Origin of the sequence: Siphonobacter sp. BAB-5385, from assembly GCF_002261125.1 — a bacterium.
In the GTDB taxonomy this organism is placed as follows: Bacteria; Bacteroidota; Bacteroidia; order Cytophagales; family Spirosomataceae; genus Siphonobacter.
The window spans coordinates 29,295-41,337 of the sequence record NZ_NMPS01000100.1 but is presented as its reverse complement, the minus strand read 5'-3'; the positions used below and the strand labels follow the sequence as shown (position 1 = coordinate 41,337).

At 48.9% G+C, this 12,043-nt stretch carries 11 protein-coding genes; all 11 read right to left on the bottom strand.

The window, feature by feature from the left end:
- Positions 1 to 34 precede the first annotated feature (34 nt).
- Complete coding sequence (locus tag BWI93_RS10250) at positions 35 to 1,435, bottom strand: hypothetical protein (protein ID WP_094810927.1); 1,401 nt, start codon at positions 1,433 to 1,435, stop codon at positions 35 to 37.
- Positions 1,401 to 3,530 carry a hypothetical protein gene (locus BWI93_RS10245; protein WP_094810925.1) on the bottom strand — a complete coding sequence of 710 codons (2,130 nt, stop codon included), beginning with the start codon at positions 3,528 to 3,530 and terminating at the stop codon, positions 1,401 to 1,403. Before BWI93_RS10245 ends, BWI93_RS10250 begins: the two co-directional genes overlap by 35 nt.
- A gap of 1 nt (position 3,531) precedes the next feature.
- The gene (locus tag BWI93_RS10240; protein ID WP_094810923.1) at positions 3,532 to 3,984 is read right to left on the bottom strand and encodes a hypothetical protein; all 453 of its coding nucleotides are present in this window, start codon (positions 3,982 to 3,984) and stop codon (positions 3,532 to 3,534) included.
- Between the two features lie 94 nt (positions 3,985 to 4,078).
- Positions 4,079 to 4,930, bottom strand: coding sequence for a hypothetical protein (locus tag BWI93_RS10235; RefSeq protein ID WP_094810921.1), 852 nt, complete (start codon positions 4,928 to 4,930; stop codon positions 4,079 to 4,081).
- A 66-nt stretch (positions 4,931 to 4,996) separates the two neighbouring features.
- Positions 4,997 to 5,428, bottom strand: coding sequence for a hypothetical protein (locus BWI93_RS10230; protein ID WP_094810919.1), 432 nt, complete (start codon positions 5,426 to 5,428; stop codon positions 4,997 to 4,999).
- Positions 5,394 to 6,047 (bottom strand): hypothetical protein, encoded by a 654-nt coding sequence (locus tag BWI93_RS10225; RefSeq protein ID WP_094810917.1) that lies wholly within the window; start codon positions 6,045 to 6,047, stop codon positions 5,394 to 5,396. Before BWI93_RS10225 ends, BWI93_RS10230 begins: the two co-directional genes overlap by 35 nt.
- Positions 5,972 to 6,748 (bottom strand): hypothetical protein, encoded by a 777-nt coding sequence (locus BWI93_RS10220; protein WP_094810915.1) that lies wholly within the window; start codon positions 6,746 to 6,748, stop codon positions 5,972 to 5,974. Before BWI93_RS10220 ends, BWI93_RS10225 begins: the two co-directional genes overlap by 76 nt.
- Positions 6,749 to 6,753: 5 nt before the next feature.
- Positions 6,754 to 7,728: a DUF6712 family protein gene (locus BWI93_RS10215; RefSeq protein ID WP_094810913.1), complete on the bottom strand. Its 975-nt coding sequence runs from the start codon at positions 7,726 to 7,728 to the stop codon at positions 6,754 to 6,756.
- A 1-nt stretch (position 7,729) separates the two neighbouring features.
- Positions 7,730 to 9,034: a hypothetical protein gene (locus BWI93_RS10210; protein WP_094810911.1), complete on the bottom strand. Its 1,305-nt coding sequence runs from the start codon at positions 9,032 to 9,034 to the stop codon at positions 7,730 to 7,732.
- Entirely contained in the window at positions 9,034 to 9,399 is a 366-nt protein-coding gene (locus BWI93_RS10205; RefSeq protein ID WP_094810909.1) for a hypothetical protein, read from the bottom strand. The genes BWI93_RS10210 and BWI93_RS10205 overlap by 1 nt, the downstream gene beginning before the upstream one ends.
- 52 nt (positions 9,400 to 9,451) lie before the next feature.
- Positions 9,452 to 11,998: a hypothetical protein gene (locus tag BWI93_RS10200; protein WP_094810907.1), complete on the bottom strand. Its 2,547-nt coding sequence runs from the start codon at positions 11,996 to 11,998 to the stop codon at positions 9,452 to 9,454.
- Positions 11,999 to 12,043: the final 45 nt, after the last annotated feature.

The following is a 12,043-nucleotide window of genomic DNA, read 5'->3' as shown; positions in this document are numbered from 1 at the left end:
TATGTACTGAATATACTAAAGGTTATCAACCGTTTCATTCACTTATCAATAATACTCGAACGGGACTGGCTAAAGGCAGGTATCCAGAAGCACGTACTACCCTATAATTCATCCCTTGCACATGTACGGGCTGGCGGAAATTGAGCCTGGCAATATCGGTTTCGGTCATGATCATCGTGGCATCGAAATAGCACATCTGACGTCTTAGGGCTTCGGTTTTCTGCCAGCAGGTTTCAAATACCCCTCCTGAGCCATTCCAGTACAGGGTTTTCCCGTCCAACGTTGGTAAAGCCCGGGGCAAACCATCTTTCAATCCATTCCAAAACAGGAGTCGGGGCATCCAACTGGAGGCCAGCTGGCTGAATTGCTCGGTGGATCCCACTTGTTTGGCAGCTGCCAGGCCAGTGCTTTGATCAATGAGTAAGGTACTGAAGGCTGTAGTAAGCTTGGCAATACCTAAATCCGGAGCGAATTCAGGGGTTAAGTAATCGGCCATTTCTACGGGTTTATCCTTCTGCAGCTGATCCCCGCTATCGATGGTCATTGCCAGCTGTAATCGCCGGTTGCGTTCAATAATCTTTCTTCCCCCTTTTTCAAGTTTCTTACTCCAGTCCTGAACCGGCGGCGTTGAAAGGATATCATCCGTGGCATCGATGCGAAGTACCCGTGCTACCGTATCAAATTCAAAGGCCAGGTTCAAATACTTGCGAAGCTCGATGAGCAGCTGGATCAGGGTAAGTTCAGGCAAATGCTTGCTGAGCGTAATTTCTTCGGCACCATCCAAAGCTCGGGTGTTGTAAAGGCTGAGCTGCTTCCATCGAGGATCGGTGAAGAAGGTGCCGGTGAGACGAGTACCGGTATGTTCTGCGATTCTCTGTAGCACAAACGTGACAAATGGCATTGGGACGAGTGGCCCAGAATAATCACCCTCTTGGTAGTCGTTGACTCTTCCCTGGTAGGAAATGATTGAACCGTTGGTTCCATAGTATTCTGAATTTTGAATCGTAGGAAAGCAGTAGGCTGGCTGGCCGTCGACTTCGATGACCGGCGTTAGCACCTCAGGCAGCGGCGTGGTACCAAGATCTATTTCACGCAACTTGGTGAACTGATCATCCCCAAAGAATTCACCCAAGGGCTGTACGGCCGTCATCTGGATCGTCGAAGGTGTGACGTCCGTCACCAGGGCTTGCCCTTCGTAGATCAGCTGGCCATTGTAAAACTTCTGAAGAAAAAAACGGGGAAGGTCGGATCCTAAACGAACCAGATCAATGTATCCAAATACCCTGCGATTCCGCTGGCTGAGCGGAATCGCAGGCACTTGCACCTGGTCAGTGTAGATGTCTTCGTAAGTAAAGAAAGGGTTGATCTTCTCAAAAGAAGTGGTTCCCCCGGGGGCCAGGTCAATTGCCTGGCCATTGATGCGAACTTCTAACATTAGCTGATATCGATATAAACCAAGGCCTGAGAAGGAATAGTAATGCCGGCGAATGGATCGACCTTGACAATCGACGGGGTCGACGCTGACTGGAATTCAGCTGGAGTAATAGTTCGACTGAATAACTGAATACAGGATTGGCCCCGCCGTTTACAAACACCCGGATCGTAAGCGGCATGTTCCAGCCTGAAACATCGAATCGATACGGCGTTCCGATCGGGAATAGCATATCCAGCGGCGAATTCAAATAGACGTAATTACCCGGCTTGCCGGCCCAATCAGCCATGTACCACCGGTTACCGTGACTAGGCTTGCTCTGATCGCCGGTCATGAGGCCTTCGCCGCCGGCTATTCCTGAGTCATTATTCTTCGGCCGAACCAGGCGAAGGTTCCAGAAGCCATCTGGCGGTGGAACAGTGAGCATGTAGTACTGCGGACCACCCATCACGCAGGTTCCTAATTGATCAGCCGTAGCCTGCGTGTCGAGTGATTTAAACTGAGCTTCTGCTAACGCGTCGGCTTCTCCTTCGTTTTCGCCGCCGTACGTCCCTTCTGGGATGATTATCTGAGCTGGCCCGCCCACTTGCCCCACTGAACAGTTTTTGCGGGCGTAGGAGCCAGTTCTGTTAATGGCTTTGCTTGGAAAAGGTGAGCTTCCAGGAACGATGCCAGGCATTTCGACTGCAGCAATGTAATCCGGATCACCAGGTACGTTGGGTTTGACTACTGTTGGAATAACCAGGGAGTCGTCATCCTGATAGCGTTTCTCCAGCTTGATCGGACGAACCTTCCCGGTCCGAAGTCCAGTAGGGCCCAGAATTTGCTGGATGCCTACGCCCCGCCAATACGTTTCCCGGACAGCTGCTGCAGGAGCCACCGGTAAGGATGAGAAATTATTCTGCTCATAGGCATAGCGGAAGGTAAAGGTTCGGGCAAATAGGCCCGGGCTGGGTTCGATATCCTGGATCGAATTCGTTAGCAGCTCCAGGGGTTGATGGCCTTTCTCAGTGATCAAATACCACTCTTCAGCCAGTAGCAATTCATCCAAGTAGCGAAGGTAAGCTGCTCCATCCCCTTGAAAATACCCCGTCGAAACTGTCAGCTGGCGATCGCCGCTCCGATCGATCACGTACATTTCGCTGAAGTCAATGCCTGCGTTTTGCGGCCGTTCCCGGCTGGCCGTTGATCGGGTGACGGAAAGCTGCTCGCTTCCCTTGCCCACCAGACGGATCGTATCAAAAACGTGAAAGGAATTTGAAAACAGCAGGCATCGCGTTTGTGCCTGGTATCGATGTTCCGGATAAAAAGTCCGGACTTCACTGATTCGACGAGTGTTCTGAGACGAAAGCCATACCTGGTAAGACAACACGTCTGCAGTATCGACACCCAAAGCGGCTGGCCCGACGGCCGCTCCCACAATCTGGCAGTACTGGACTCCAACCAGGGTGTCAACTGTACGTGTCTCACGCTGGCCATCGAGCTTGGTTACCTCTAACCTCAGGTTGACCTGATCAGGCATCGGTGAACAGTTCATAAGGAAATAGAGGTAATTTTCGCTACTTCCACAAACCATTCCCCCATCGGGCTGCCAGGTCAGAAATTTGCGATATTTCTGCTGGTATTCAGAAAAGAAGCGTGGCCCCCACGTCTGGAAATCTTCTTCGAGCAATCCCGCTTTGATGGCCCACTCAGGGGTATTGGTTACTGTCGATACTTCTTCACCATCATTTTCAACGTATTCCTTCAGGATGTAAGGAGTCGTTAGTGAGCTGATGACGAATAAACCCTTCTGGCCAAAGACAGGCTTACTACGTTCAAGGATCGAATCAATTTCCGTATGGAAGGGAAAGTAGGCCCCCTCGTAGGAAGGCACGCCATTCATCATGATCGCTGGACGTTCCCGGCCGGGTAGCGTCAACAGCGTATCATACGTGCTGGATCCAGCAAAGTCAGGCGTGCGAATTTCAAGGTAGTATTTCAGCCGGCTACGATCGGGAATTGCTTCCGGATCCGCCGGCTGAATGTTGTGCTCGATTCGGTTTCTGGCCAGCTGCAGGGATCGAAAGGAAAGATCGGCGTCTAAAAAGTCAATCATATCAGGCAAGGCTTAAAGCAGGCATTAAAAGCGAAAATTTGAATTCCCATCCCAGGGCATCGTCCCCCCAAAGTGGCTTGACAGCCTCAATCTCAACTTCACCATAGTTGAAGTCAATGACGTCTTCTTTTTCGTGGGAATCTTCGCTGAATTGATTGAGCACTTGTTGAACCAGGAGCATGGCTACTCTCCAGACCTGTTCCCGGGTTTGATAGCTATCGGTTTTTACCATCACCACCCCGGAAGCACGATAACGAGCAAAAGCACCATTGGCATGATCCTGGGTGCGGATGGTCGGAATGTCTACGTGTAGAAGTGGGTAGGCAAACTTCTCATCACTTCTGGCTGCCATTAAAATTTCTTCAATATCGCAGTTGTAGACGGCTCCAAACATCGGCTGAAACCGCTCGAAGTATGCATTAAACTGGCCTAGTAAATCCGTGTTTTGATTCATAAAAGTGTATGATTACACGGGCTGTTTTCTTAGAACGATCAGCCCTTTAGGAGTTTCTGTACAAAAAAATGTATGGTTACACTGACTTTTTAGCTCAGTTTTCTGGCTCTTCTTCCGGCTCATTGGCGGCCGGCGTTGGCGTAGTTTCCTGCTTTTCCTTCATGTGCTCGAGCGTTTCGAACACCAGATTGACTTCAGCCTCCCCTACTTCCCTGACGTTACCAATAAGCTTGGCATCGGCGACTTGATAAGATAAATTCCGCAAAGCCAATAGCTGCTCTACCCAATCAAAGCCAGCGGGAGCATTTGCTGAATCTTCACTTTCTGATTCGGGTTTATCGAAAACCTGATAGGTTTCATAAAGCCATCGCAGCTGACTGGTGAAGTACTGCAGTACACCGGCGGCGATGCCGGCATCCAGATTCAAAAAGAGCCTGGCCCGGTGTTCGACCACGTGCTCGTTGAATTTTTCTCGGTAGTCGCCGGTGAAGTCAACCGATAGCGGATCCTGACCAGGTACACCCGGGCGGCAAAGGGTGGCGATAAGCCTAGTTAAATAGGCCGTACGTTCCTCGGGATCGTAGTAGAAATGATAGAGATAGGTCAGGGCGGTCAGGTACTCAGAATAGGTTACCGTCTGCAGCTGCTCAGGAGGAAGGAAATAGACTACACCAGCATGCTCAAAACTATCGAAGGGCTTGGATTCGAGTGGCGTTTCAAAGCACCAATCCAGCAGCCTGCACAACTCATTCACTTGGCTGGCAACAAGCTTTTTATAGGTCTTCGCTGGCAGGGGATTGAGTAAAGCCAACACCTTGAGACGGCCGGCCGGCGTTTGCCCTTGCGAGTAAATAATGAGTAACGCAGGCAGCACCTTGTCAGCGGGTACTTCATTCCAGCTGGAGGGCATTTCGTACCAGGTGTGATCGACGTGAAAGCGTTTCATAAAAGGTAAGATCCTAGGGAGAAAAAAAGGGCGTTTACTGGCTGTAAACGCCCTTTTGCGTTGGAATTATTGGGAGATCCAGGAGGATAGGCACGTATGTGAGTATTTGCCGATGAGTCGCTGAATGGGTACAGCATCCCCCTTCTGGTAATAGATGTATAAGGGAGCATCGACGCTGTATTCACGCGGTCCGTCCGGTCCCATGACAATCAGATAAAAGGCTTCGTCGACGTGCTGGGTACTGTACTCGATGCGATTCTCTGTGCCTCCATCGGGCGTCGGTATTGGAACTACGTCGAACCGCTGATCCGTATGGCTGGGTTTGTAGCGATGGCCGATCACCTCCCCTTCGACGATGATAATTTTACCGCCGGTATAGTCTACAAACACGTACACAAAAACCCAAAGGATCAGGATTCCCACAATACTGATCACGTACAAAAGCCACTCGTCGTGAAAGTTTTTAACGCGACTCTTTAGCCAGGATTGCAGCTTCATCTTTAGCAAGTTTTTTAAGGTACGGGGTGATGTGATTGGCAACCTTTCGAACGTCTCTCCAGCGTCGTCTCATCGGGAAGTACACCCCCTGCTTTGGGTTGTTGCCCTGGCTATTGAAGGCTACCGTGGTGATGTAGTCGTCGTCATCGATATCACGCCTGATGGGTTCTGCCAGTCCTTCAATGTGACTTTGATACAGCCAGACGACGTCCATCTTTTTGGGCATTTGGATGAACCGCCCAGGCTGACTCTTCGTGTAGATGATCTTCTTAGGATCCGCAAACCAGGAACGCACGGCGGCCGGCGTAGTGATGGGTAGTTTCAGGCCTGCAAGCGTGGCAGTGAAATACAGGCCTGCTGCACAATACGGGGCATTTTTAGGGGAACCAGCCACCTTATTGTAGAGATAGATTCGGGGATGATCATTGTGATTGGTCTTTTCCCTAACCCAGTTTTCAGCCTTCGCTGAATCAAACCAGGCCTGTCTTACGCGTTCCTCTTTTTGCTCAAAGGTTTCTTTTAAAGCCTTGAGCTTGGGGTTGCTTACGGTTTGGGCGAAAACGCCAACGAAAGCAAGAATGAGCAGAGTAATAATACCGTAACGAGGGTACGTTGCCATGAGGTGAGTTGGGTTTCAAATTCATTGGAGAAATCCTTCTTCGACTTACAGAAGGGAAGCAGGTACAGCAGCACACGGGGGAACAGGATCGCCAGAATCGCGATCACCGACATCACGTTATAGCCCAAAGCCAGCTTCTCGTAGAATAGCTTCTGAATTGAGTCCAAGCCGTACGGGTTAGACTGGATTTCCTGCGTTTTATTCTGGAGGATGATTTCAGCACGGATCGCAAAAAATCGGCTGTAGCAGTACCAGATAAAGAAGAGCAATCCACCCACCTGCAGGGAAGGAATCAGCCAGCGTTTGGATTCGACTACCTTCTGAACAACAGGTTCCGGATCATCGAAGAAGAGTCCCAGCTTCCGTCCTAAAGCATCGGCTTTATCCTGGACCTCGGAAGCCTTACGAAGCATGAGCACTTTGGTGTCTTCATCCTTAGTCCGGGCGGCTTCATCGCGGTAGCCTTCAGCTTCTGCTACCAATTCATGGTGAAGTTTGAGTTGACGATCGTGTTCAGCTTCAGCAGCTGCTTTCTTCTGATCTTCGAGTGCTTTGGCCTTCGCATCCAACGCCGCTTTTTCTGCATTCAATTCGGCTTCGGCCTGCGAAAAATCGGGGGCCGGTTCGCTTGAGGCATCTGGCTCTACGACGTTCAAGGCCAGTGTTTTAGGAGTGGTTTGCTTAAGTAAGGGGGTTTTCATGGCAATTACAGAATAAAGGATTTTTGATTTGCGTTGGTTAGGAATAAGTCCTGAGGCTTGGGGGTTGCCACTTTTCGCTGGTAGTAGGAAGGAAAGATGGTCTCACTGGCCGTTCGATCGAGGAAAGCTTTGAGAGCCGTTTGGGCCTCGATCATTTGTTTTTTGAGTTTCTCCTGCTGCTCAGTGATGATCCGCTCCTGAGTGCCGGTGGGTTGCTGACCGAAGGCGTCCTCGTAGGTAGTGGTCTTCAATCCATCCGGATAGAGCTTCAATTTGGAGTCGACTAATGCATCCAAAGCGGCCATCGGTGCAATGACCTTCCGGCAATAGCTTAATAGGTCTGCTTCGTAGCCCGTGTATTCGAAACTCTTACCATTAAGCTCATTTACTTCCCGGATTCGCTGCAGTAATTCTGAGGTCAGGATGGGTTCCAACTTATCCTGAGCGTTCATCAGGTAAGGATACAATTCCAGAAAAGTCCGGTACCGCCCTTTAACCATGGGAACGACCATGGTCAGTCTTAGAGCTGACGTAAAGAAGGTGCTCTTGCAATGCTTTGCAGCCTCTGAGTTTTCCCATTGGGGGATATCTACCTGACCAAATAAGTATCCAAGCAAGTCCTCCATTTCATCATCGGCCATATCTGCAGATGACCGAAGCAGCTCGGTATATTTCCATTTGGGAAGTTCCGCGGTGTTGGCCGAGACATTCACCTTCAGCCCCAAATCCGACGGCGTGATGTTCAGGTGTGGCAGGCTTAAATAGTAACCGTACCAGGCAACTACCCGCTGAGCGATTTGACAGAGCTCCGTATCATCGCCTGCCGTCAACAGGTACTCATACATTTCCTGGCCGATTACGGGGATTAAAAACTTGCGTTCGGCTTTATCCAGCCAGGCCATCATCGTGTTGATGTTGGTCTGTTTGTTGAAGCCGTTGATGTACAGCTTCAGGGTTTCAGTAGAAGTGATGAGTGCCATTTTATTCGACGGGGGCTAAGACTTTCTTGGTACCACCACCCTGCTGATCCAGCGTGGTCATTTGTGTATCGATGATCTGGAAGTCCAGGTTACGAGCTTTGAATTTTTCCGGAAAGTTGATTTTCGCAGCGGTTTTTACCGGCCGAAGCAAAGGGCCGCGATCCGGGGCGTTTTTGATGATTTCATAATCGTAAGCCAGGCGAATTTGGCTCCCGGATCCACCCGATGATGAACCCATCTCAATGCCGGCCATAACGGGCAAGAGCCCCTGGGAAGCGGCCGCTGAGCGATCGGCATAATTGGCGATCTTATCATAGGCATCATCGTTCATTTTGTTGTCCAAAGGCTCGATGATCACCCCGGGGATCGGCTTTCCGGTAGAAGGATCGATGATGTATTGTGTAAGCAGAGCCTTGTTTACATTCTCTACGCCGGTCAGCCACTGATCGAGTTCAGCCTGCAGGGCTTTGAAAGCTGCCTTCTGGTTATCTTCACCTTCGATGTGATCGAAGTAGTCTTTCGGGATTTTAATCAGGTACTTGATGTTGTACCCGTTCTTGATCCCGTTGATGTGGTAGAGTGGAATGAGGTTAGCCAGCTCCATTACCTTATCACCACCCCACCAGCCAGCAAAGCTGTAATACGGCTGGCCCGGGATCGGCTCCCGGACGTACTGCATGCTGAAGGGACGGGCTTCGGGGTTCAGACGATCGATGCCTGGAATAATGATCTTCTTTGCTGAACGGGCCTGATAGGTGCCGAAGGAATCGCAAAGAGCAAAGCCACCCGCCAGGTTCTTTTCATTGCGAGCAATCCGGCATTCGAATAGATCCCGAACCTTCAGCGTCGCCCTGGTACGAAGACCAGTGGTTGATGAGTCGATTCTCAGGTGCTGCTCAATGAAGGCCCCCCAACTGAATACCCACTGCCAGGCGGCGGCTTTCATGTAGTCAGAAACTTCTGATTCCAGCCAGTCTTCGAGTTCCGGATCATAGACAGGAATCGACTCCAGCTTCCCATTGACGACCTGCTTTTCAAAGATGCCAATGCCGGCACCAGCGAGGAACTTTACCTTGGTGGCCATAAACTGCAGGGCCTTATCGTTGGCGGCCATGAGTTTGTGCATTTCGTTGGGGCGGGCATCGTTGGCTCCCCAGGGAAAGTAATCCGGATACAGAGCAGCTGATGCCTGATAAAAGGCACTTCTGGGTGAGTTGGCCTGATCGCGACCCCCTACCACCGTGATGATGGCCGCTTGTTTGCTATTCCCGACGTAACCTGTCGAGCTTGAGAGTGATTGGATCATTAGTCGGTCGGGTGAATAACACGCAACCAGGTCTCCGTGCCGTGTGGACGGTAGTGCGTGAATAATCGGAATTTGAGAGCTTTGGGCTTTTTGGAAAAGGGCGTTTCCTTGATCAGGATGACGTTGTTGTACTTGACGTTGTAGAAGTCCTTTTTAGGCTTCTGACCAGGCTTATCATCTTTCTTCTCCTGCACGATATCAGCCAGGCGGGTAGCCCACTTGGTAACGCCGATTTTCTCCCCGGGGGAATTGTCGGTTTTTATGTACCTGAAGTCGTGCTTAGCTGGCTGGCCACTAGCGTCAAGATCGTTGTGAAACGCATTGAGAACGTTTCGACGCTGAATCGTAGGTTCGTCCTTTCCCATGGTTCGAAATTGGGTTGATTTGACATGGGAAAGGACGGGAAATGCTATAAACCTATGGCTTAGGGATACCTAATTCTTTGGTAAATACTCCTGCAGCAATCGCTTTTTCGTAAAGCGTAGCATCTGCATGATAAAGATCACTGAACTCTTCGTAGTGACAGAAACCGCCAGCCTGGTTGATGGCATTTTTTAACTCCATATACTTAGCTGTTCCACCAAAATCATTGGTAAACGTAACGTCATTCATACCAGCGAAAATGTAAAGACGCGGGCCAAAGGTTTTAAACTTGGTTCCACCTACTTCCAGCATGCCTTTGGAGAACCAGTCGTAGCCTTGAATAAACGTATCAAGCAAGTGATCCTGAGAACCATCAGTTGCCATTCCAAAAGCTGCACGAATACCAGCCTTACGGTTCTCCCCTCCATTCAAAAACATGGCTTTTAAAGAAGGAACGCCACCAATGCTCAGACAGAAAAGAATTGGGAAAGGCATTGTGTAGGCCAGATTCCCCATTGCTAAGCCGCCCATCGATTGCCCCGCCAGAATAACCGATTTTTCAAAGTTGTAATTGGCCATTACGTACTCATACAATGCAATCAAACGTTGCTGGACAATTTCATTACCCCAACCCGTAGCGTTCGTAGTGTAAGGGGCTACTGATTGATCCTGCGTATTGATAATAGCAATACTGATTCCATTGGCTTTGAAATGATCCATTGCCACTGACGAAGGGATATTGTTTTTGTTTTGACCATTCCCATGAGCAATGATCATCAATCGGCCTGGTTTGCCTTTATAAGTATAGTTATTAGCTGTGATCAGCCGAGCATCACAAACTTTGCCGCCTACTGTAATTTGAAAGGTAATGTCAGTGCTACCTGTAATCTTAGTTCTTTCCAGGGCATCCAGACGATCTTCAACTTTTTTCAAACGACTAAGCTCAAGCTGATTTCCTTCAAAATAGAAGTGAATCGGATTGTAAGTAACCAGACCTGCTGGAGTAGCAGGGATGGCTGAAGGAACCACTGGATTAGTGGCAGTGACAGCCCGTCGATAGCAATAGGTTCCATCGTTCCATTCCCCCGTGGCAAGCAGGGCGTTATTGGAAGATGTAAAGTGAGTCATGGCCCCTGCGATGTAAAGCCAAGTATAGATCATATCCCCTTCTGCTAAATTGACGGTCTGATTGAATTTCAATTTTAATTCATAATCAGCGACATTACCAGAAAACCCTTCGGTATTGTACTTTAATAGATCTGCGTTCTCAACAGTTTTATCCAGCACTACCGTATTAGTGCTTCCCCGTTTATGGATAACAATAAAACGGGCATTCCCATTGAGCGTACCATTGGCTGTCTTGTTTTTGAAAACGAAGTATCCAGCGGAATTAATGGGTTTAGGCGTTTTTGCAAACCACCAACTTTCAAAGAGCTGATATGATCCATTACCAGCCGAGTTGACCGAATAGCTATAAGTCGAACTGGGAGTAATTTGAATGAGATTGACTGCATTTGAAAGGGGGTACATCAAATTCAGGTAATCCCTATCATAAGCTTGGGCCGTTTCTGTTGCGTTTAAACGAAGGGTAAAAGGTGATAAATTATCTGCTATTGATTTAGAAGTGTAACTCTCCGTATACATTTCAGCTTTGGCCTGCGAGGTCAGGAGTCGTGACAGACTACATTGATAATCCATACTCCCTCGATTAACTAATAAGAAATTACCCGTTATAGCTTCCGATACTGCCACACTTTGCGACCATGCCCCTCCATTCTTTTGAACTCGTATCTGATAGGATCCAGCTTGAGTCAGGCTCAGCTCTACTTTAACCGAATCATTTATTGAATAGGCATAGTCAGGCCCAAGGTCAACTTGGTTTACGGTAGCATACTTTGTTGATTTTTGAATAATCCCGTTTCCCCTATAAAGATACCCCACTGGAGCGGCCAATGTACCAAAAGCAATACCTATAGCGGGTTGATTGGGAGAAACAGATGCCATGGCTAGAACACTAGCATCAAGAGTGACACTAACGACCTTTTTTGCCGCTGATAATCCAGAATCAAAATAGGTAACAAACTGGTAAGCTGTCGAGTCAGTATATCCCTTAATCGAAAGCCTGGCAGGATTGATTTGAGATTGTACGATCGTTGGGACATTCCCACTACTCGCTGAATCTGAAGTGTAACGAAGGTAGTTTAAGGAAGCGGTTAGGTTTTCTGTAACAGGGCCAGAAAGAAGCAAATTAATTAAATCCGTTTTGGTAGATAGACTAGTGAGCCCTTGCCCCAATAAAGCCTGAATGGCTGTATAGTTGTACGGAATCCGTTTCAAAGCTCCAGATTTCATACGCTTGAGACGATCGCCTTCAGCAAAGGTCTCCGATTTACCCGTCACTGTACTAGCCCCTCCCTTCTCCACATATAGTGTATCATTGGCGGCCAGTAGTACACTGGTAGCATTGGGTGTGTTGGTAGAAGCATCCCAGGAATCAATGGGATTATCAGGATCTGCCATTGCTTCCCATAAATCAATTTGATCCTGGGTAACAAGTTGCTTACCCGTTTTCTGTTTTAACTGTTGTTCAGTTTTTGTCATGGCTTTGGGGGAAATGATCTGCTTCAAAAATGAGGCAGGGCAATA

What these genes read in the sequence shown, in the direction of transcription:
- BWI93_RS10225 (WP_094810917.1), bottom strand. Translation starts at nt 6,047, where the DNA reads ATGGCAACGTACCCTCGTTACGGTATTATTACTCTGCTCATTCTTGCT.
- BWI93_RS10245 (WP_094810925.1), bottom strand. Translation starts at nt 3,530, where the DNA reads ATGATTGACTTTTTAGACGCCGATCTTTCCTTTCGATCCCTGCAGCTG.
- BWI93_RS10230 (WP_094810919.1), bottom strand. Translation starts at nt 5,428, where the DNA reads ATGAAGCTGCAATCCTGGCTAAAGAGTCGCGTTAAAAACTTTCACGAC.
- BWI93_RS10235 (WP_094810921.1), bottom strand. Translation starts at nt 4,930, where the DNA reads ATGAAACGCTTTCACGTCGATCACACCTGGTACGAAATGCCCTCCAGC.
- BWI93_RS10205 (WP_094810909.1), bottom strand. Translation starts at nt 9,399, where the DNA reads ATGGGAAAGGACGAACCTACGATTCAGCGTCGAAACGTTCTCAATGCG.
- BWI93_RS10220 (WP_094810915.1), bottom strand. Translation starts at nt 6,748, where the DNA reads ATGAAAACCCCCTTACTTAAGCAAACCACTCCTAAAACACTGGCCTTG.
- BWI93_RS10250 (WP_094810927.1), bottom strand. Translation starts at nt 1,435, where the DNA reads ATGTTAGAAGTTCGCATCAATGGCCAGGCAATTGACCTGGCCCCCGGG.
- BWI93_RS10240 (WP_094810923.1), bottom strand. Translation starts at nt 3,984, where the DNA reads ATGAATCAAAACACGGATTTACTAGGCCAGTTTAATGCATACTTCGAG.
- BWI93_RS10215 (WP_094810913.1), bottom strand. Translation starts at nt 7,728, where the DNA reads ATGGCACTCATCACTTCTACTGAAACCCTGAAGCTGTACATCAACGGC.
- BWI93_RS10210 (WP_094810911.1), bottom strand. Translation starts at nt 9,034, where the DNA reads ATGATCCAATCACTCTCAAGCTCGACAGGTTACGTCGGGAATAGCAAA.
- BWI93_RS10200 (WP_094810907.1), bottom strand. Translation starts at nt 11,998, where the DNA reads ATGACAAAAACTGAACAACAGTTAAAACAGAAAACGGGTAAGCAACTT.